General features: G+C 63.6%; 21 protein-coding genes. 10 read left to right on the top strand and 11 right to left on the bottom strand.

What is annotated here, in order from left to right:
• The first annotated feature begins 23 nt into the window (after positions 1-23).
• From BT125_RS00745 to BT125_RS00755, 3 genes are read left to right on the top strand one after another with little or no spacing between them, the layout of a single operon-like run.
• Positions 24-578 (top strand): DinB family protein, encoded by a 555-nt coding sequence (locus tag BT125_RS00745; RefSeq protein ID WP_072404415.1) that lies wholly within the window; start codon positions 24-26, stop codon positions 576-578.
• 25 nt (positions 579-603) lie between these two features.
• Entirely contained in the window at positions 604-954 is a 351-nt protein-coding gene (locus BT125_RS00750; protein ID WP_072404417.1) for a DUF6152 family protein, read from the top strand.
• On the top strand, positions 954-1,457 hold the full coding sequence (locus BT125_RS00755; protein WP_072404419.1) for a DUF6644 family protein: 504 nt from the start codon (positions 954-956) through the stop codon (positions 1,455-1,457). The genes BT125_RS00750 and BT125_RS00755 overlap by 1 nt, the downstream gene beginning before the upstream one ends.
• Before the next feature lie 52 nt (positions 1,458-1,509).
• Here the strand turns inward: BT125_RS00755 and BT125_RS00760 are convergent, their stop codons facing one another.
• From BT125_RS00760 to BT125_RS00780, 5 genes are all read right to left on the bottom strand, one after another.
• Positions 1,510-2,574, bottom strand: coding sequence for a 2,3-butanediol dehydrogenase (locus BT125_RS00760; RefSeq protein ID WP_256573690.1), 1,065 nt, complete (start codon positions 2,572-2,574; stop codon positions 1,510-1,512).
• Between the two features lie 81 nt (positions 2,575-2,655).
• The gene (locus BT125_RS00765; RefSeq protein WP_072404423.1) at positions 2,656-3,768 is read right to left on the bottom strand and encodes an acetoin dehydrogenase dihydrolipoyllysine-residue acetyltransferase subunit; all 1,113 of its coding nucleotides are present in this window, start codon (positions 3,766-3,768) and stop codon (positions 2,656-2,658) included.
• Entirely contained in the window at positions 3,768-4,784 is a 1,017-nt protein-coding gene (locus tag BT125_RS00770; protein WP_047228964.1) for an alpha-ketoacid dehydrogenase subunit beta, read from the bottom strand. The genes BT125_RS00765 and BT125_RS00770 overlap by 1 nt, the downstream gene beginning before the upstream one ends.
• Positions 4,785-4,820: 36 nt before the next feature.
• Positions 4,821-5,798: a thiamine pyrophosphate-dependent dehydrogenase E1 component subunit alpha gene (locus BT125_RS00775; protein WP_072404425.1), complete on the bottom strand. Its 978-nt coding sequence runs from the start codon at positions 5,796-5,798 to the stop codon at positions 4,821-4,823.
• Positions 5,799-5,800: 2 nt separating this feature from the next.
• Positions 5,801-6,874, bottom strand: coding sequence for an ATP-NAD kinase family protein (locus BT125_RS00780; protein ID WP_072404427.1), 1,074 nt, complete (start codon positions 6,872-6,874; stop codon positions 5,801-5,803).
• A 342-nt stretch (positions 6,875-7,216) separates the two neighbouring features.
• Here BT125_RS00780 and BT125_RS00785 point away from each other — a divergent pair, with 342 nt between their 5' ends.
• Positions 7,217-9,082 carry a sigma-54-dependent Fis family transcriptional regulator gene (locus tag BT125_RS00785; RefSeq protein ID WP_072404429.1) on the top strand — a complete coding sequence of 622 codons (1,866 nt, stop codon included), beginning with the start codon at positions 7,217-7,219 and terminating at the stop codon, positions 9,080-9,082.
• A 3-nt stretch (positions 9,083-9,085) separates the two neighbouring features.
• On the opposite strand, the gene BT125_RS00790 is transcribed toward BT125_RS00785, so the two are convergent.
• The 3 genes from BT125_RS00790 to BT125_RS00800 all read right to left on the bottom strand — a co-directional run bounded on the left by BT125_RS00790 (position 9,086) and on the right by BT125_RS00800 (position 11,217).
• Positions 9,086-9,415 carry a hypothetical protein gene (locus BT125_RS00790; RefSeq protein ID WP_072404431.1) on the bottom strand — a complete coding sequence of 110 codons (330 nt, stop codon included), beginning with the start codon at positions 9,413-9,415 and terminating at the stop codon, positions 9,086-9,088.
• A 149-nt stretch (positions 9,416-9,564) separates the two neighbouring features.
• On the bottom strand, positions 9,565-10,785 hold the full coding sequence (locus BT125_RS00795; protein ID WP_072404433.1) for a cytochrome c biogenesis protein DipZ: 1,221 nt from the start codon (positions 10,783-10,785) through the stop codon (positions 9,565-9,567).
• Positions 10,786-10,953: 168 nt separating this feature from the next.
• A complete protein-coding gene (locus tag BT125_RS00800) occupies positions 10,954-11,217 on the bottom strand; it encodes a DUF2790 domain-containing protein (protein WP_072404435.1) in 264 nt (87 codons plus the stop codon).
• A 224-nt stretch (positions 11,218-11,441) separates the two neighbouring features.
• On the opposite strand from BT125_RS00800, the gene BT125_RS00805 reads away from it, so the two are divergent.
• From BT125_RS00805 to BT125_RS00820, 4 genes are all read left to right on the top strand, one after another.
• Positions 11,442-12,182: a response regulator gene (locus tag BT125_RS00805; protein WP_003202589.1), complete on the top strand. Its 741-nt coding sequence runs from the start codon at positions 11,442-11,444 to the stop codon at positions 12,180-12,182.
• Positions 12,179-13,489 carry an ATP-binding protein gene (locus BT125_RS00810; protein WP_072404437.1) on the top strand — a complete coding sequence of 437 codons (1,311 nt, stop codon included), beginning with the start codon at positions 12,179-12,181 and terminating at the stop codon, positions 13,487-13,489. Before BT125_RS00805 ends, BT125_RS00810 begins: the two co-directional genes overlap by 4 nt.
• 321 nt (positions 13,490-13,810) lie before the next feature.
• Entirely contained in the window at positions 13,811-14,443 is a 633-nt protein-coding gene (locus BT125_RS00815; RefSeq protein ID WP_072404439.1) for a ferric reductase-like transmembrane domain-containing protein, read from the top strand.
• Between the two features lie 17 nt (positions 14,444-14,460).
• Entirely contained in the window at positions 14,461-14,958 is a 498-nt protein-coding gene (locus tag BT125_RS00820) for an HvfX family Cu-binding RiPP maturation protein (RefSeq protein ID WP_072404441.1), read from the top strand.
• Positions 14,959-15,091: 133 nt separating this feature from the next.
• Here BT125_RS00820 and BT125_RS00825 read toward each other — a convergent pair whose 3' ends face one another.
• The 3 genes from BT125_RS00825 to BT125_RS00835 all read right to left on the bottom strand — a co-directional run bounded on the left by BT125_RS00825 (position 15,092) and on the right by BT125_RS00835 (position 17,310).
• Entirely contained in the window at positions 15,092-15,841 is a 750-nt protein-coding gene (locus BT125_RS00825; RefSeq protein WP_072404443.1) for an HvfC family RiPP maturation protein, read from the bottom strand.
• Positions 15,834-16,679 carry an HvfB family MNIO-type RiPP peptide maturase gene (locus BT125_RS00830; protein ID WP_072404445.1) on the bottom strand — a complete coding sequence of 282 codons (846 nt, stop codon included), beginning with the start codon at positions 16,677-16,679 and terminating at the stop codon, positions 15,834-15,836. Before BT125_RS00830 ends, BT125_RS00825 begins: the two co-directional genes overlap by 8 nt.
• 244 nt (positions 16,680-16,923) lie before the next feature.
• Positions 16,924-17,310, bottom strand: coding sequence for an HvfA family oxazolone/thioamide-modified RiPP metallophore (locus BT125_RS00835; RefSeq protein WP_072404447.1), 387 nt, complete (start codon positions 17,308-17,310; stop codon positions 16,924-16,926).
• Positions 17,311-17,608: 298 nt separating this feature from the next.
• Between BT125_RS00835 and BT125_RS00840 the strand changes: the two genes are divergently transcribed.
• Positions 17,609-19,408: a thiamine pyrophosphate-requiring protein gene (locus BT125_RS00840; protein ID WP_072404449.1), complete on the top strand. Its 1,800-nt coding sequence runs from the start codon at positions 17,609-17,611 to the stop codon at positions 19,406-19,408.
• 10 nt (positions 19,409-19,418) lie between these two features.
• Positions 19,419-20,099: a DUF2238 domain-containing protein gene (locus tag BT125_RS00845; RefSeq protein ID WP_072404450.1), complete on the top strand. Its 681-nt coding sequence runs from the start codon at positions 19,419-19,421 to the stop codon at positions 20,097-20,099.
• The last annotated feature ends 112 nt before the right edge of the window (positions 20,100-20,211 follow it).

Genomic DNA, 20,211 nt, shown 5'->3' on the forward strand with positions numbered 1-20,211 from the left:
CGGCCATGACAGGGAGGCTTCCCATGAACTATTTCCTGGCCCAGGCCCTGAACAACCAATGGGCCAATCACAGGCTGCTCAACACCTGCGCGCAACTGAGCGAGGCCGAATATGTGGCCCAACGCACGGGGTTCTTCCCGTCCATCCAAGCCACGCTTTGCCACATTCTGGAAGTGGACCGTTACTACCTCACCGCCCTTGAAGGTGATCGTGACGGCCAGATAAAGGATTTCTCCGAGATCCTGCCCTTTGCCCAGCTCATGCAGAGCCAGACTCAAACCGACCAGCGGCTTGTGGCCTTCTGCGAATCACTGCGGGAAAAAGACCTCGCCCGCTGCGTCGACCTGGTGCGGGCCGACGGTGTCGTGCGCGAACGAATCGACCGGCTGATGTTGCACCTATTCGAACATCAGATCCATCATCGTGGGCAGGTCCACACCATGCTCAGCGCCACCCACGTCGCGCCGCCACAACTGGATGAGTTCTTTCTCGACTGCGACCGACCGTTGCGCAAGGACGAGGAACAGCGGCTTCAACTCGATGAACGGCGGGTCTGGCGCGATTACTTGCCCGGTTGAACCGCCCCCAAAAGGAGACCTTGCCATGAACGTTACCCTTCGTTGCATCGGTTTGGCGTCGATGCTGATGGCCACGGCAGCACTCGCTCACCACGGCTGGAGCGAATACGACGCCAGCACCCCCTTGGAACTCGACGGCACCATCAAGGAAGCCGGTTACTCCCATCCCCATGGCTACGTGCGCCTGCAAACCACCGACAAAACCTGGACCGTCGTGCTGGCCCCGCCGTCACGCATGGAGAATCGGGGCCTGACCAAAGACATGCTCAAAGCGGGTAACCGGGCCACCGTAGTCGGCTATGCAAACCGCAACAAACCCGACGAATTGCGTGCCGAACGCATCACCATCGACGACAAGACCACCGAGTTGCGCTGATGCAGGCCTCCCCGGCTGGTGCGACCCAAGGCTGGATGGACCAACTGGCGGATTCATCCATGGCGCTGGCCATGCGCAGCGAGCTGTGGCTCTACCCGCTGGTGGAAGTCGTGCACATCATCGGCTTTTCGGTGCTGGTGGGCGCGGTGCTGATGTTCGACCTGCGTATCCTGGGGCTGTCCAAGGGCATCGCCGTGACCGCCCTGGCCCGTCATCTGCTGACCTGGGCCATTGCGGCCCTACTGCTGATCGTGCCTGCCGGGCTGATGATGTTCAGCGCGCACCCCCATGACTTTGCCGGCAACGACGTCTTCGTCCTCAAGCTCTGCCTGATCGCGACGGCGGGCCTCAACGCCCTGGTGTTCCACGTTGGAACCTACCGCGGCGTCCAGCAATGGAATATCGGCCACAAGGCACCCGGCCTGGCCAGAATCCAGGCGCTGGTGTCCATGGCGCTATGGATAGCGGTGATCTGCTGCGGCCGCCTGCTGGCTTATACCTGAAAAAAAGCGATGGCCGCTGCCGGCCATCGCCAAATCGCCCACCCGGGCGCTCTCAGATCCGTGCCGGAGACACGATGATCTTCACGTTGTGTTCCTTGTTGTTCACCAGTTCCTCGAAGCCCTGCCCGACGATCTCCTCCAACTGGATGCGCCCGGTCACCAGCGGCGAGATGTCCAGGCGGCCGTCGGCGATGAAGGCGATCACATCGGCGAACTCACCGTTGTAAGCCAGCGCGCCAAGCACTTGCTTCTCGGTGGAGACCAGTTCAAAGAAGTTGAACTCGCTCGGTTCCTCGAAAATGCCCACCAACACGCATTTGCCGGCCTTGCGGATCAGGTCGATGGCGAACTTGGCGGTGTGCTTGTTGCCAATGCATTCGAAACTGACATCGGCCCCCAGCCCAGCGGTCAGGCGGCGGACTTCGGCCAGGGCGTCGCATTCGTTCGGATCGATCACGTGGCTGGCGCCGACTTCCAGGGCCTTGGCCTTGCGGGCACCGGACATTTCCAGGGCGATCACCTGGGCCGCGCCGGCCGCCTTGGCGCACATGATGGTGCACAGGCCGATGGTCCCGGCACCGACCACCACCACGTTCTGACCCAGCAGGCTGCCGGCCTTTTTCACCGCATGCATGCCCACCGCCAACGGCTCGATCAACGCACCGGCCTCGGTCGGAAAGTCGGCAGGCAGTTTGTAGAGCAGGTTCGCCGGCACGTTGACCAGCTCCGCGAACGCGCCGTTGTTCATCAGCCCGGTGAAGGCCAGGTTCTCGCAGATGTTGTAGAGCCCGTGGGTGCAGTAATAGCAAGTGCCGCAGTGCTGGCAAGCATCGGCCGCCACCGGTTCGCCGACACTGAAGCCCTCGACGCCGGCACCCAGTTCGACGATTTCGCCGCAGAACTCATGGCCGAGGATGCATTGGCCCTTGATCCCGGTCAGCGGGTGCGGCGCGTCCACCGGGATGAACACCGGCCCGGCCACGTATTCATGCAGGTCCGAGCCGCAGATGCCGCACCATTGCACGCGGATCTGCACCCAACCGGCGGGCGGCGAAACCGGCAGTGGCACGTCTTCGACGCGAATGTCGTTGCGGCCATGCCAGACGGCGGCGCGCATGCTGCGGGTCGGCTTGATTGAAACGTTCATAGTTGCCTCCAGAGGATTTTATGGGGCGGCGATTCATCGCCGCCCACTTGGTCAGTGCTGTGCGATGAACTCGAGAATCGATCGATTGACCTGCTCGGCCGCTTCCATCTGCACCATGTGGCCCTGGCCGGAGAGCACTTCGACCTGGGCATCCAGCCCTTCGCTGTGGGCCGCCGGGATGATTGCGTCGTCGCTGCCCCAGATCACCAGGGTCGGTACGTGACCGGCCTGCACCACATCGCGCAGGTCCACCTGCTGGCGGCCGTCGGCGAACAGCGTCGCCGACAGTTGCCGCAGGGCGGCGTCCACGCCTTCCAGGCGCTTGTACTTGAGCATGTCGTCGAGCATCTGCCGCGTGACCAGCTCGGCATTGGAGAACAGTTGCACCAGTGGCGGCTTGAGGGCGTTGCGGTTGGCCGCTTCGACGAAACCTTGCAGGTAGCCGCCGTTGATCTGCGCGCCCAGCCCGGCGCTGCCGATCAAGGTCAAGGACCGTATCCGCTGGGGCATCAGACGCGCGGCATTCAGCGACACCGCCCCACCCATGGAATGCCCCACCAGATGCACAGCGTGGATGTCCAGGTGATCGAGCAAGGCCAGCATCACGCCGCTCAGCTCATCCAGGTCGCCGCGTTGCAGGGTTTTCGACGATTCGCCATGGCCCGGCAGGTCCAGGGCAATGACCCGACGTCCGACAGCCAGTGCTTCATGGTTGAACAGCCAATTGTTCAGGTCGCCGCCGAAACCGTGCACCAGCACCAACGGCACGCCGCCCTCGCCACGTTCGAAATAGCGAATCACCCGGCCGTCCAACTCGACTTTCTGCGGTGTCGGACCGCTGTCTTCATCGGCTGCGTCACCGGGTACGAAGTTGGATTGGAACTGCTCGATGACCGCGTCGATCTCGGCGTCGCTGGCCTCGCCGTCGACGACGATGCCGAGCAAGGCGCCGACTGCCAGGGTTTCGTCCTGGCGGGCAACCTGCCGGCGCAGGATTCCGGAGAACGGCGCCTCGACGCTGCTGGAGATCTTGTCCGTCTCGACATCCATCACTTCCTCGCCCTTGGCGATGGCCTGACCCTCCTCCTTGAGCCAGGCATCGACCCGGCCCTCGGTCATCGACAGGCCCCACTTAGGCATGGTCAAGGTATGAATCTGGCTCATCAGCGCTTGCTCCACTCGATCACGTTGAGCACGGCTTGCTCGATTTTCGCCGCGTCAGGGATGTACAGGTCTTCCAGGGCATCGGAGAAGGGCACCGGCGTGTGCGGCGCGGTGACCATTTCGATCGGCGCCTTGAGCGCGCCAAAGGCCTTTTGCGCCACCAGCGCGGAAATATCGGTGGCCATGGAACAGCGCGGGTTGGCCTCGTCGATCACCACCAGGCGCCCGGTCTTCTCCACGCTTTCGAGGATGCTGTCCTCGTCCATCGGGCTGGTGGTGCGCAGGTCGATGACTTCGCAGTCGATACCGCGCCCGGCCAGGCTGCGCGCGGCGTCCATCGCGGTGTTGACCATGCGTCCGTACGACACCAGGGTCACGTCCTTGCCGTCGCGCAGGAAGTTGGCCTCGCCAAAGGGGATGGTGTAGAGCTCTTCCGGCACTTCGCCCTGCATGCTGTAGAGCAACTTGTGCTCGCAGAAGATCACCGGGTCGTTGTCGCGGATCGCCTGGATCAGCAGGCCCTTGGCGTCGTAAGGCGATGACGGGCAGACCACTTTCAGCCCCGGAATGTGCGTCCACAAGGACGTGAGCATCTGCGAATGCTGGGCCGCGGCGCGCAGGCCGGCGCCGACCATGGTGCGGATCACCAGGGGCGTGGAGGCCTTGCCGCCGAACATGTAGCGAAACTTCGCTGCCTGGTTGAGGATCTGGTCCAGGCAGCACCCGGCGAAATCGACGAACATCAGTTCGCACACCGGACGTACGCCGCAGGTGGCAGCCCCGACCGCCGCGCCGACGTAACCGATTTCCGAGAGTGGCGTGTCCAGCACGCGCCCAGGGAACTGGTCGTAAAGGCCCTTGGTCACCCCAAGTACACCGCCCCAGGCGTCGTTTTCACCGGGTGCGCCAGCGCCACCGGCCACGTCCTCACCCATGATGAACACGCTTGAGTCCCGGCGCATCTCCTGGGCCAGCGCTTCGTTGATTGCCTGCTGATAGCTGATTTTTCTCGCCATGATGGGATTCTCTATTCTTGTTGTTCAGGAGGGCGTTCAGGGATAGCTGACGTAGACGTCGGTCAGCAGGTCCGCCGAGGAAGGCTTGGGATCGGACTTGGCTTTGTACACGGCGTTTTCAATCAGCATGTCCACTTCCTTGTCGATCTGATCCAACTGCTCGACGGCGAGCAAGCCGGCCCGGGTGGTGCGCTCGCGGAACTGCATCAGGCAGTCCTGGTTTTCGCGGAAATGCTTGACCTCGTCCGGCGCCCGATAGGTCTGGGCGTCGCCCTCGAAGTGACCGTAGTAGCGGGTCAGCTTGACCTCGATCAGCGACGGCCCCTCCCCGGCACGGGCGCGTTCGACGGCGGCGCCGGCGGCTTCATGCACCGCAAAGAAGTCGAAGCCGTCGACAGTCACGCCGGGCATGCCGAACCCGGCCGCGCGGTCGGCGATGTGATCGCAGGCCACCGACCAATTGGAAGCGGTGGCTTCGGCGTAGCCGTTGTTTTCCGCGACGAACAGGCACGGCAGGTTCCACACCGAGGCCATGTTCATGGCTTCGAACACCGCGCCCTCGTTGGAGCCGCCGTCGCCGAAAAACACCACGGCGACGCTGTCAGTCCCCTTGAGCCGGGCCGCCAAAGCCGCGCCGACCACCAGGGGCGCGCCGGCGCCGACAATGCCATTGGCGCCGAGCATGCCTTTCTCGAAGTCGGCGATGTGCATCGAGCCGCCCTTGCCTTGGCAAACGCCGGTTTTCTTGCCGTAGATCTCGGCCATCATCCCGTAGACGTCCACGCCCTTGGCGATGCAATGGCCATGGCCACGGTGGTTGGAAGCGATACAGTCGTTATCGCCCAAATGGGCCATGACCCCGGCGGCCGAGGCTTCTTCGCCGGCATACAGGTGGACGAACCCGGGGATTTCACCCGTGGCGAACTCCACGTGCAGGCGCTCTTCAAAGGCGCGGATGGTGCGCATCACCTGATAGGCGTGCAACAGTTGGTCGTGGGTGAGCGGTGTCGACATTTTTATTCTCCTGGGGTGTCTTCTTGAAGATTCAGAGGGTGTTGCGGGTGTTCGCGGCCGATGGCCAGCAAACGTTGTTGCGCGGCGTAGGCCAGCACCGCGTTGACGTCGATGCTCAGTGGACCGCCGGCATCGAGGGTGACCGTGGGCCGGTCATGAACGTTGAATTCGATTTCCCGCTCGCCGTCCAAGGCCAGGGTGCCGCTGGAAAGCGACAAGCCATGGGCGACACCTGGCTCCAGGGGGCCGGCGGCGAGCACGCCACAGCCCTGCAACAGGCCCGGCGCGAGCGGCACTAGCAGCGCTTCGGGGGATTGCGCGTCCAGGCGCATCCAGGCACCACCCGGTGCCTGGCGTGACACCGGAAACCACAGGCCGCACAGCGCCGACAGGCCGATGGACTGCGGTTCGGCGAAGGTCACGAACACTTCGGCCAAGTCCTGTGCCCGACTGATGGCCCGGGCACCGACAAACCGCAGGGGCGACACCGCGACGTCCACCAAGGCGATTTCGCGCAGGCCGCGTCCGGCGTCGCAAACCAGCAAACGCTTGTTGCGGCGCAAACCGATCTGCGCCGGGACCCGGCCACTGGCGTACAAGCCACCGGCCAGCCCGGCACTGGTGGCCTCGCGCAGTTCGGGAAAGGCGTTGTTGGTGCCGGTGGATAGCGTCAGCAATGGGATGTCCCCCACTTCGGCGGCCACCGCCTTGTGGGTCCCGTCGCCACCGAGCACGGCGATCAGCGCCACCTCGCGCTCGGCCATCAGGCGCGCGGCCCGGCGGGTGTCTTCGACGGTCTGGCGCAGGGTCAGGTCGAGGAACTCCAGGGCCGGCCAGTGGCTGCTGCGGGCCTGGCGGCTGTGGCTGTTCTTCAGCACAGCGGCGGCCATGCCAATCATGTCGGTGGGCATCAACACCTGCTCGATGCCGGTGGCACCGAAAGCGGCCAGCAGGCGCTGGATCACCGAGACCTTGTCGGTGCTGGAAAACAGCCCGGCATTGGCGGTCAGGCGCCGCACGTCGCGGCCCGATGCGGGGTTGGCAATGATGCCCACGGTCAGTGGCCGGCGACTCATGGCGCCACCGCGGGAGGAACAGGCGAACGGCCTGGGCAGGAGAACATAGGCACCTCGTTGTTATTATTGGATGACCCGGCGGGCGGGCTCCAGGGGTAGAGCAAGGGCGGTGCCAGTTACGGGAAAAGTCCAGGAGACAGCCGGACCAGAGCGGTCCAGGCGTGATGTCCGATGAGGCCAAGCGAGCCCCGCTGAGACGCTCCATGTCAGCCTGCACGAGGTGGCGGCGAGACGCTGAGACGTGGCGTCTCACACCTGCCGAACAACCCGTCGTGCTTGTCTGCACCCGGCGAACGGCGCTTAATGTGCGCACAACGACAAGAAGCTGAATCGGAGGCCCCTATGCTTTCCGCTCACTCCCGGGCGCACGTGGATTGCGTCAGCCGCGTGGTGAAAAACGCGGCGCAATTGCCTCAACTGCCTGTCCCGGACCTGATCCTCGACTCCTGGCGTCGCTCCCTGGAGCAACATCACCTGGACCCTGGTTCGCTACAGGGCCCGCGCATCCTGTCCCAGGACGTGCTCAAGCAATGCCGCGAGCGCTCCGAGCTGTTCCTCAATATCGCCAGTGAAGAAGTGGCCCGTCTCCATGGCCGGGTACGCGATGCCGACTACTGCGTGCTCTTGACCGATGCTCAGGGCCAGACCATCGACTATCGGGTGGAAACCACGATCCGCAATGACTGCCGCAAGGCCGGGCTGTACCTGGGCACGTGTTGGTCGGAGGGTGAAGAAGGCACCTGTGGCGTGGCGGCGGTGCTCACGGGCAAAGCCCCGGTGACGGTGCACAAGCGCGACCATTTCCGCGCGGCGTTCATTGGCCTGACCTGCTCCGCCGCACCGGTCTTCGACCCCCAGGGCGAATTGCTCGGGGTGCTGGACGTTTCGGCAGTGCGCTCGCCGGATGATCGGCGCTCGCAGCACCTGATCCGGCAAATGGTGGTGCAGAGCGCCCGGGAGATCGAGCAGGCGTTTTTCATGAGCAGTGCCCAGGGCTACTGGGTGCTGCGGGCCCATCGCAACGCCGGCTACGTCGACAGCCAGCCTGACTTCCTCTTCGCCTGGGATGACGACGGTTGCCTGCAAGCCTTGAACCCGGCCGCCCGCCAATACCTGCTGCAACATTACGGACAGTTGCCGCAACACATTGGCCAGGTGTTCGATCAGCAGCGGCTGCACCGTGCCCGGGACGAAAGCCTCTGCCTCCTCGATCACGCTTTGCATGGCCGCTTGAGCGCGCCCCGCCAGCGGGCCAATCCGCGTCCACGGGTGGCGATGACGCCGGCCGAGATCGATCCGCGCCTGGCCGATAGCCTGCGTCTGGCGGTACGGGTCAAGGATCGCAACCTGCCGGTGCTGATCCAGGGCGAAACCGGTTCCGGCAAGGAAGTGTTCGCCCGGCAGTTGCACCAGGCCAGCCAGCGCCGTGATCGCCCTTTCGTGGCGTTGAATTGCGCCGCCATTCCCGAAAGCCTGATCGAAAGCGAATTGTTCGGCTACGTCGCCGGTGCCTTCACCGGCGCCTCGGCCAAAGGCATGCAAGGCCTGCTGCAACAGGCCGACGGCGGCACCTTGTTCCTGGATGAGATCGGTGACATGCCGCTGGCCTTGCAGACCCGCCTGCTGCGAGTGCTGGCCGAGGGTGAAGTGGCGCCGCTGGGGGCATCCCGCCGCAAGGCCGTGGACATCCAAGTGATCTGCGCCACCCACCGCGACCTGGAGACCTTGGTGGCCGCTGGCGAGTTTCGTGAGGACTTGTATTTCCGCCTCGGTGGCGCGCGTTTCCAGCTACCACCGTTGCGTGAGCGCAGCGACCGGCTGGCGCTGATCAATCGAATTCTTGCCGAGGAGTCGGCGCTCTGCGGGGGAACGGTGCAATTGAGCGGCGCGGCGCTGGAATGCCTGCTCGGTTATCCCTGGCCGGGCAATGTCCGCCAGTTGCGCCATGTGCTGCGCTACGCCTGCGCGGTGTGCGAAGCCAGTGTGGTCCAACTCAGCCACCTGCCCGAGTCATTGCACCGTGCAGACGCCGCCGAACATGGACCGGAGCCGAGCGCCAGCCCGGAACGCCAGGCGCTGCTCGATGCCCTGGTGCGCCACCGCTGGAAACCCACCGCCGCCGCCCGGGCTCTGGGAATCTCCCGGGCGACCCTGTATCGACGGGTGCACCAGCACGGTATCGAGATGCCAGGTCGGAGCCCGGCCTGAGGCCTATCGGCGTGCCAACTCGTGACGGACACATTGTTCGTAGTAGGTCTGCTTGACCGCAGCAGGCTTCAGACGCGAAGCGCTGTTGTAAGTCTGCTCGGTAATGCCCAAGGCGGTCATGCGCATCCAGGGCCGGGGAAACTTGCGCACTTGCAGCTTCTTGCGCGCGCCGTACAGGCTGACGCCAGAGAGCTTCGACGCCTGCGCGCCCGCCGCAATGTCCGAACCCCAGCGGCACACCGATTGCTGGTTCTGCGTCAGCGCCTTGGCCTGGGCCCCAAGCGAGACGGCGGCCAGGAGAAACGTCGCTACGACCCACATAGAAATACGCATAGGTTTGTCGCCCAACTTCCTGAAAGGAAAGAAGTTTGACTGTATAAAAGTGAGCAAGGGGCCAGCATTTGCATACGCCCCCTGTGGCGGCACGGCAAACTAGAAACAAATAGAGAATATGTTCATAAGCCAATGAAATTAAACAAATTTTAATTATTAACCTGGCTTGCCTTCGCCTCCTGCAACAACTGCTGAATCACCTGCTCCTGCTCGCCGTAGCGTCCTTCGCCAAAGTGGCTGTAGCGCACTTGCCCCTTGGCATCGATGAAGTAATGGGCCGGCCAGTACTGATTGTTGAAGGCGCGCCAGATCGCATACTGGTTGTCGATCGCCACCGGGTAGTGGATGTCCAGTTTGCGTACCTGCTCGCGTACGTTGTCAATGATCTTCTCGTAGCCGTATTCCGGGGTGTGGACACCGATCACCACCAGCCCGTCCTTTTCATACTTCTTCGCCCAAGCGTTCACATAGGGCAAGGTGTGCTGGCAGTTGATGCAGTCGTAGGTCCAGAAGTCCACCAGCACCACCTTGCCCCGCAGTGACTCGCTGTTCAGTGGTGGCGAGTTCAGCCATTGCACCGCGCCGTCCAGTGCAGGCATGGCGCCCTGGGATTCGAGGGCCGGCATGGCGCTGGCGCCGGCCTTGCTCACCACATAGTCGATGGCCTTGGGCACGTTCTGCAGCAGGCTTTTCTCCAAGGTGGCTGATGGCTGGGAGGAAGTCCCCGCCAACAAGCGATCGTCCGCCCCGGTGCCTATCGCCACGGCCGCCAGCAACACCACCGCCCCCGTTCCCCGGCGCAACCAAGTGGTGATCGGCAGCGAGAGTTTGAGGCGCCCGACCAGACCACGCCCGGCCAGGATCAATGTGCCCAGGGACAAGGCGCTGCCCAGGCCGTAGGCGAGCAACAGCAGGCTGGTTTGTGTGCTGGCGCCTTGCAGCATGGCACCGGTCAGGATCACCCCGAGTATCGGTCCGGCGCACGGTGCCCAGAGCAGCCCGGTAGCGACCCCGATCAGCACCGAAGCCACCGGCCCTGCCATCCGCCCGGCCCCGGCGTCCAGGCGATTGCCCAGGCTGACCAGCGGCCGCGCCAGCCAGATGCCGACCCGGCTGAAAATCAATGACAAGGCGAACACCACCATGACCACCAAGGCGACTTGCCGCCCGAGGCTGCTGGCGCGCACCACCCATTCGCTACTGACCACCGCCAGGCTGGAGACCAGGGTGAACGTCAGCACCATGCCGCCGAGAGTCAGCAGCACCGAGCCGCGGGAGCGGTCGGCCCGGGCGAACAGAAACGGCACCACAGGAAGAATACAGGGGCTGAGGATCGTCAGGATCCCGCCGAGAAAAGCGATCAGAAGCATGGCAACACCTCAATCTAAAAGGCTGACATAGACCCTGTGGCGAGGGAGCTTGCTCCCGCTGGGCTGCGCAGCAGCCCCAGAAATCGACCTGACAACTGGGTACGTCAGGAAAATAAAGGGGCCGCTTCGCGCCCCAGCGGGAGCGAGCTCCCTCGCCACAAAAGCAGGTCAGTTCTGGTTGCTGCAGTTATCGGAGAACTTGCGATAGTCCAGCGCTTGCTCGTGGCCTGCCGAGTCCAGGTAGGTCATGTGGGCGTTGACCACGCCGCAGGTCGGCTCGGCGTCTTCGGTAAGGGAAAGCACTTTCTGGATGTCCAGGTGGGTACCGTAGGTGTAGCTGTGGGCCTGCACGTTGCTTTCGGCCCGGGCCGACAGGGTGCAGATGTTCAGCGCGGCGAAAAGGCAGGCGGCGTAGAGGGCTTTGGTGTTCATGGCGATTCCTCGATTCAATGGGGTTTATCTGCCGAGGCCCGTTGTGTTGCCTCGATGGGTGCCATTGAATGCCGCGCAGGTATCGCGTCTGTATCGAGCCACGTGGCTTTTTGCATCGCTGTGTATCCTTCACGCGCCAGATACACTGCAATACAAACCGCCGCGAGCCGGGCCGGCCGCCGCCTGTAGACTGCTCACAACGAAACGCCGAGGAGCTGGACACCATGGATCATGTCGATCACGTGTTGATAGTGGATGACGATCGCGAGATCAGAGAGCTGGTTGGCAACTACCTGAAGAAGAATGGACTGCGCACCACCGTCGTCGCCGACGGTCGGCAGATGCGCGCCTTCCTGGAAACCACTCCGGTGGACCTGATCGTGCTGGACATCATGATGCCCGGCGACGACGGCCTGGTGCTGTGTCGGGAACTGCGTGCCGGCAAGCACAAGGCCACGCCGGTGCTGATGCTCACCGCGCGCAACGACGAAACCGACCGCATCATCGGCCTGGAAATGGGCGCCGATGATTACCTGGTCAAGCCGTTCGCCGCCCGTGAACTGCTGGCGCGGATCAACGCCGTGCTGCGCCGCACCCGCATGCTGCCGCCCAACCTGGTGGTCACCGAAAGCGGTCGCCTGCTGGCATTCGGGCGCTGGCGCCTGGACACCACCGCTCGCCACCTGCTGGACACCGACGGCACCATGGTTGCCTTGAGCGGCGCCGAATATCGTTTGTTGCGGGTCTTCCTCGACCATCCGCAACGGGTGCTCAACCGCGACCAGTTGCTTAACCTCACCCAGGGCCGGGACGCCGACCTGTTCGATCGTTCCATCGATCTGCTGGTCAGTCGCCTGCGCCAGCGCCTGCTGGACGATGCCCGGGAGCCGGCCTATATCAAGACCGTGCGCAGCGAAGGCTACGTGTTCTCGCTGCCGGTGGAGATCCTCGAGGCCTCGGTATGAGTCTGTCGCTGCGCTGGCCACGAACCTTGGCCTCGAGGTTGTCGCTGATCTTCCTGATCGGCCTGATCCTGGCCCAGGGCCTGTCCTTCGGCGTCCAATACTACGAGCGCTATCAGAGTGCCAAGTCGACCATGCTCGGCAATCTGGAAACCGATGTCTCGACCTCCGTCGCCATTCTCGACCGCCTGCCTGCCGCCGAACGCCCGGCCTGGTTGCCGAAACTCGCCCGGCGCAACTATGGCTACCAGCTCGACGAAGGCCAGCCCGGGCAACCGATGGATCTTGCCGATGCACCCATCTCGGTCAGTTCGATCCAGGAAGCCATCGGCCAGGCCTATGGCCTGACCTTCAAGCAGATTCCCGGGCCGAAAATGCACTATCAGGCGCTCCTGCGCTTGGGGGACGGCAGCCCGCTGACCATCGACGTACGCCCGGCGATGGCGCCCCTCTCCCCCTGGCTGCCGATGGTGCTGCTGGGGCAGTTGGCGCTGTTGATCGGCTGCACCTGGCTGGCCGTGCGCATCGCCGTCGGCCCCCTGACCCGGCTGGCCCAGGCGGTGGAAACCCTCGACCCGAACGCCCACAGCGTCCGCCTGGACGAAAAGGGTCCGACCGAAGTGGTACATGCGGCCAAGGCCTTCAATACCATGCAGGACCGCATCGCCACCTACCTCAAGGAGCGCATGCAGTTGCTGGCGGCGATTTCCCATGACTTGCAGACGCCCATCACACGCATGAAGCTGCGCGCCGAGTTCATGGACGAAGGGATCGAACGGGACAAATTGTGGAGCGACTTGAGCGAAATGGAACACTTGGTGCGTGAAGGCGTGGCCTATGCCCGCAGCATCCACGGCGCCACCGAGGCCAGTTGCCGGATCAGCCTGGATGCATTTCTCGACAGCCTGGTATTCGACTATCAGGACACCGGCAAAGACGTGCAACTGTGTGGGAAAAACGCCGCCGTCATCGACACCCGCCCCCATGCCCTACGGCGGGTGCTGGTCAATCTGGTGGACAACGCCTTGAAATTCGGCGGCGCGGCGCAGATCCAGGTGCAACCGGCCGATAACGGGCAACTGGCGATCCAGGTGCTGGACCGTGGCCCCGGCATCAGCGAGCAGGAACTGGCCGAGGTGCTCAAACCGTTCTACCGGGTGGAAAGCTCGCGCAACCGGGAAACCGGTGGCACCGGACTGGGCCTGGCCATCGCCCAGCAACTGGCGATCGCCATGGGCGGCTCACTGACCCTGAGCAACCGCGACGGCGGCGGCCTATGCGCCGAGCTGCGCCTGGCATTCGCAAGCTGACACAACCAACAACCTCTGTGGGAGCGAGCTTGCTCGCGATAGCAGTGGGTCAGTCGACCTCACAGAGACTGACATACCGCCATCGCGAACAAGCTCGCTCCCACACTGCTCCGAGGCGCTATACAGATTGATGCCTTACCAATTCCCCTGTGGGTATTGGATTTGGAGGCGGGTTTGTATATCAGTGTGTCTGCGGATGATCGGCATACACAAACTTGCACAATCCTGCGTTGCGGACACACCCCGCCTACACCGGCTTGAAAGACTCCTCGTACCCCGGCGGCTAATACGACCGGGCCTCGACATCCAAGGAGCCTTTACATGCCTACCGCAACTGCATCTCCCCTTCGTTTCCAGGGCTGGTCGCTGTTCAGCCTGCTTGCCGCCCTGGTGCTGTTGATGACCGGGTTGATCCTGGTGCTCAACCCGGACCTCACCGAAGGCGTGCGCAGCGCCATTCGTGCCACGGCTCGCTCGTCCTTCCTCCTCTTCTTGCTGGCCTTCACCGCCTCGGCATTCGCGGTGCTGGTGCCCTCGCCCCTGAGCCGCTCGCTGGTGCGTGAACGACGCTTCATCGGGCTGGCGTTTGCCTTCTCCCATCTGGTCCACGCGGTGCTGATCTACAGCTACGGCCAGCTCAATACCGATTTCTGGCCCGGCCGCACCACCCTCGGCAACGTGCCCGGCACCGTGGGCTACGTGTTCATCCTGCTGCTGGCCCTGACTTCGTTCAAAAGCACCACGCGCCTGATCGGTTTCAAGGCCTGGAAGCGCCTGCATGTCACCGGTATGTGGGTGCTGGCAGCGATCTTTGCCTACTCCAATTTCAAGCGCATTCCCATGAGCGACTGGTACGTACTGCCGTTCGGCCTGATCTGCGCCGCCACCGCCATCCGCCTGGTGGGCAAGCTGGCCCAAGCCACTCAGCGCCGCCAACGGCCGCAACACGCTTGAGCCCAGGGAGGCCGATCATGTATTCAAACGTGCTGAAAACACTGCATCTGCATCTCGATCAGGCAGGCGCCTGGCTCGCGCCGCTGGGCCTGCGCCTGTTCCTGGCTTGGGAGTTTTTCGAATCCGGCCTGGAAAAATGGAATGGCGAGAACTGGTTCGCCGAAATCCAGTCCGCCTTCCCGTTCCCCTTCGACCATGTGCCGGCCCAGTGGAACTGGGAACTGGCGATGTGGGCCGAACTGATCGGCGCCATCGCCCTGTTGATCGGCTTGGGCACGCGCCTGTCGGCGCTGGTACTGATCGTCGTCACCGTGGTGGCGACCGCGGCTGTACACTGGCCGGCGGACTGGTCGAGCTTGAGCGAACTGGCCCAGGGTTATGCGATTACCAACAAGGGGCATGGCAACTTCAAGCTGCCGTTGATCTACCTGGTGGCGTTGCTGCCGTTGGTGCTGCAAGGGGCTGGGAAGCTAAGCGTGGATGCGCTGGTGAAAAGCGGCGTGCACCGCCGATAGTGCAATTAATGCATAACCTTGTGGGAGCGGGCTTGCTCGCGAAAGCGGAGTGTCAGCCAACTTGACTTTGACTGATACACCGCCTTCGCGAGCAAGCCCGCTCCCACAGGGGTTAGCATTTCAAATGGGCAGATTACTGCTCTACGCCAACAACCCCTTGCTCCTGCATCCGCCGCAACAGCGCCACGGCGCCGTCCATGAACTCGAACGAAGCCACACCCGCCTCCCGCGCCAACGCCAGCAACTGCCCTCGCCCCGCCAACCCGGGATATTCCTCGATGCGCTGCAAAAGGCGCCAGGCCAACGGGCTGAGTTCGGCAAAGCGCACCTCAAATCCAGGCGTGCGCCGCACCAGCAACAGCGTCGGCTGGACCGGTGGCGTCGAGGGCTGGTAGCTCGGGGCCAGGCGATGCACCGGCCACTGGTACGCCAGCGGCCAGGCCAGAGGCGAGACACGCAGCGGCAGATCGAGCAAGGCGGACTCATCATGAATCAGCAACGGCTCGGCCTCGGATTGCAGCAGCGCCATCTCGACCCACTCATAGTGCGCCAGCTCCGCCGCGAACGGCGGCCAGTCCAGCGATGAGTGGGCCGCGAGATAGGTCACAAACTCCTTGGCGATTTCACCGAACATGGGCGTGACGCAGCGGTGTTCGCGCAGGAACCGGCGTACACACGCACGCCAGTGCTCCTGCCCCAGCACGCTCACCAGCACCGGGAAAGTACCGCTGAGCAGCGAACGCATGTTTTCGAAGATCAGGTCGCGGTACACCTGTGCCCGCGCCGCGTCCATGCCGGCCGGAACCGGGCGGTGTTCCGGGTCGCGCAGGTAACGGGTCAGCGCCTGTTGCTGCTGATGCAGCGTCTGCCGGGCCTCAGCCATGGGTCACCGCCTGGCGGGGGACGGCCGGGTGTTGCAACTGGCGAATCGTCTGCAATTCGACCACCAGCGCGGCATAGGGCGGGAAGTTGAAGTCCCGTTCGAGCAAGGTCGGCCGCACGCCGAAACGCGCGTAGGCCTGGGCCAGCAGCGCCCAGACCACCGGTTTGACCGGTGCGCCATGGCTGTCGATTTTCAACGTATCGGACTCATCGAAATGCCCGGCCACATGCATCGCGACCACCCGCCCCGGCTCAAGGCCCGCCAGGAATGCCTGCGGATCGAAACCGTGATTGATCGAGTTGACGTAGACGTTGTTGACGTCCAGCAACAGGTCGCAATCGGCTTCGCGCAACACCGCCCGGGTGAACTCCAGCTCGCTCATGTCTTGTTGGGGGGCGGCGTAATAGGAGACGTTTTCCACCGCCAGGCGCCGCCCCAGCACATCCTGGGCCTGACGGATCCGCGCCGCCACGTGATGCACCGCTTCTTCGGTAAAGGGCAGCGGCAACAGGTCATACAAATGCCCGTCATCGCCGCAGTAGCTCAAATGCTCGCTGTAAAGCGGCACGTCGAAACGTTCGAGAAACGCGCGCACCTGGCCGAGAAATGCCAGGTCCAGCGGCGCCGGCCCGCCCAGGGACAACGACAGGCCATGGCACGTCAACGGATAACGTTCGGCCAGCGAATGCAAGGCGGCCCCATGGGGGCCGCCGATTCCGATCCAGTTTTCCGGGGCAACTTCGAGAAAATCGAAATCCCCGGCCGGTGCCTGGCGCAACTCATCGAGCAAGGCCCGGCGCAGGCCGAGGCCTGCCGAGGGTTGAGGTAAATTCAACATGACACATCTCCTGGGGAAAACGAGATGTGGAGAGCCTCATGGTGCGACACCCGTGGCCCGCTGGGTCTGTAGGTGCCGTGTAGGAGCTGTCGAGCGAAGCGAGGCTGCGAGCTTTTGATCTGTCACTCCAGACTCAATTGCCAGGGGAAAGATCGCAGCCTCGTTGCACTCGACAGCGCCTACACAGCGCCTACACAGACCTGACGGGCCCTCATCAACTCATCAGGCTCACCACTTGGGCGAATCAGGACTCGATAGCCGCCCCGCACTTGCCTTCGCCGCATTTGCCTTCGGCGGTCTTCGCCTGGGCCGACAGGTATTGCTTGGCTTCCGGCAACGAGATGCCGCCGTCGTGGTTGGCGTCGATCTTGTCGAACTCCGCCGCGCGCTCCGGTGCAGCGGCGATGAACTCGTCCCGCGAAACCTGGCCATCGTGGTTTTTATCGGTCTTGGCGAACTTGTCTTCGCCGCACTTGCCTTCGGCGGGTTTCTTCACGGTATCGGCTGCCGCCAGGGTGTAGCCCTGGGCCAGGTCGTTCATGGTCAAGGCCGAAGCCGCCGTGGAAAGACCCAGGCCGCCAACCAGGGCCAGGCCGAGTGCAAGGGACGAATGACGGGAAAAGTTGAGCATGGGGTATTCCTCTGACGATTGACAATTAAGGCGCCAGTCACCCGCACCGAGGCTCGGTGCCGGCTGGCTGGCGTAGTTAATCGCCGGTGTGTATCCAGCCTGTGTCGTCGGCCTGGGCCTTCTTCAAGCAGGTGTATCCGGGCCTGAGCGGTACACACTGCGATACATGCCCGCCTGGCCTCAGGCCCCTGGGTTGAAAAAATCGAAACCTTGGAAGCCCTGCGCCGGTCAAGTCCTGTATGAACGTCAACCGCTGCAGGTCGCGCCGAGCGACCGCAGCCCGAAACGAGGGACAGACATGAGCATGACCGTCGGTGATTTTCTGGTGGAACGTCTTTATGAATGGGGGGTTCGCCGCATCTATGGCTATCCGGGCGATGGCATCAACGGCGTGTTTGGCGCCTTGAACCGCGCCCAGGGAAAAATCCGCTTCATCCAGGCCCGCCACGAGGAAATGGCCGCGTTCATGGCCTGTGCCCACGCCAAGTTCACCGGCGAGCTGGGGGTCTGCATCGCCACCTCCGGGCCCGGTGCATCCCACTTGGTGACCGGCCTCTACGACGCCCGGATGGACCACATGCCAGTGCTCGCCATCAGCGGCCAACAGGCGCGCGCGGCGCTGGGCGGGCATTACCAGCAGGAACTGGACCTGGTCAGCCTGTTCAAGGACGTGGCCGGGGCGTTCGTGCAACAAGCCAGCGTGCCCGCCCAGGTGCGTCACCTGCTAGACCGTGCCGTACGCACGGCGGTGGGCGAGCGCCGGGTGACGGCGCTGATCCTGCCCAACGACCTCCAAGACATGGAATACACCGCACCACGTCACAAGCACGGTACGGTTCACTCCGGTGTCGGCTACCGCAAGCCCAGCATCGTCCCCTACGAAGAGGACCTGCGCAAAGCCGCCGACGTCCTCAATGCTGGCAAGAAAGTCGCCATCCTGGTGGGTGCCGGAGCACTGCACGCCACTGACGAGGTGATCGCCATCGCCGAGAAGCTCGGCGCCGGCGTGGCCAAGGCGCTGCTGGGCAAGGCCGCCGTGCCGGATGACCTGCCCTGGGTCACGGGCACCATCGGTCTGCTCGGCACCGAGCCCAGCGATAACCTGATGGCCGGCTGCGACACGTTGCTGATGATCGGCTCCGGCTTTCCCTACGCCGAGTTCCTGCCCCCTGAAGGCCAGGCCCGGGGCGTGCAGATCGACATTCAGGCAGACATGCTCAGCCTGCGCTATCCCATGGAAGTCAGCCTGCACGGCGACAGTGCCGACACCTTGCGCGCCCTGCTGCCGCTGATCGAAGAAAAAACCGACCGAGCCTGGCGCAAGAAAATCGAGCATTGGCGGGAACGCTGGGACCGGACCCTGGAAAAACGCGCGCGGGTGTCCGCCAAGCCGATCAATCCGCAGCGGGTCACCTTCGAATTGTCGCCGCGGCTGCCGGAGCGCGCCATCATCACCTGCGATTCCGGCTCCTGCGCCAACTGGTTCGCCCGGGACATCCAGATCCGTCGTGGCATGATGTGTTCGCTGTCCGGTGGCCTGGCGTCGATGGGTGCGGCCGTGCCCTATGCCATCGCGGCGAAGTTCTGCCATCCGGAGCGGCCGGTGGTCGCCCTGGTGGGCGATGGCGCCATGCAGATGAACAACATGGCCGAACTGATCACCGTCGCCAAATACTGGCGTACCTGGGCCAACGCCACCTGGATCTGCGCGGTGTTCAACAATCGAGATTTGAACCAGGTGACCTGGGAACAGCGGGTCATGGAGGGCGATCCGAAATTCGCCGCCTCCCAGGACATCCCCGACGTGCCCTACCACCTGTTCGCCGAATCCATTGGCCTGAAGGGCATCCTGGTGCTGCATGAGGACGACGTGGCCACGGCCTGGGAAACCGCGCTGGCGGCGGATCGTCCGGTGCTGATCGAGTTTCGCACCGACCCTGACGTGCCACCGCTGCCGCCGCACATCAAGCTGGAGCAGGCGAAAAAGTTTGCCTCGACCCTGCTCCAGGGCGACCCGAACGAGCGAGGCATCGTGGTCGAGACCGCCAAGCAGGTACTGAGCACCCTGCTGCCGGGCCATCGCACGGATAAAGAGTGAGGCTGACGCGATGCCAACCGTTGAACTGCATCGTCGCTATGAACGGTCCCTGCTGCTGGCGTTCTGCGTGCTGTGGGGATGGTTGGCCATCGCGCCGCTGAAACGCAGTGACTGGCTGGCGGAAAACCTGCTGGTCATTGCGTTATTGGTCGTCCTGGTGACCGTTCATCGGCGGTTTCACTTTTCACGGCTGTCGGCCACGCTGCTCTTCGTGTTCCTCTGCATCCATGAAATCGGCGCCCACTACACCTATGCCAAGGTGCCATACAACTCGTGGTGGCAGGCCCTGACCGGGGGCCCGTCGCTGGATCAGCTCATGGGCTTCCAGCGCAACCAGTTCGATCGACTGGTGCACTTCAGCTATGGCCTGCTGCTGGCGTATCCGTTGCGCGAGGTTTTGCTGCGGGTTGCGCCAACAACGGGGTTCAGGGGCTATTTCCTGGCCTGGAGCCTGATCCTCGCGTCGTCGGCCATTTACGAGATCATCGAATGGTTGGGCGGTGCCTATATTGGAGGCGATACCGCCAAGGCCTTTGTCGGCGCCCAACAAGACCCATGGGACTCCCAAAAGGACATGGCCTTGGCCACGCTTGCCGCGTTCATCGCCCTGCTGGCCGCCGCCGGGGTCAACGCCCTGCGCCAACGGGATGTCGCCCTGGAGTGGGCATCACGCTTCAAGGCCCGTACGTGACGAAGACAACGCAGCCCGTCGGCCCCTTCGTTAACACAACTAAGTAAATCAGCCCCCCAGCCGATACAAGACAGGTGCGGGTGAAATCGCTTTTTGGCTGATGACTTATCTT

It is taken from the genome of Pseudomonas sp. NFACC04-2 (assembly GCF_900119265.1).
GTDB classification, from domain to species: domain Bacteria; phylum Pseudomonadota; class Gammaproteobacteria; order Pseudomonadales; family Pseudomonadaceae; genus Aquipseudomonas; species Aquipseudomonas fluorescens_AA.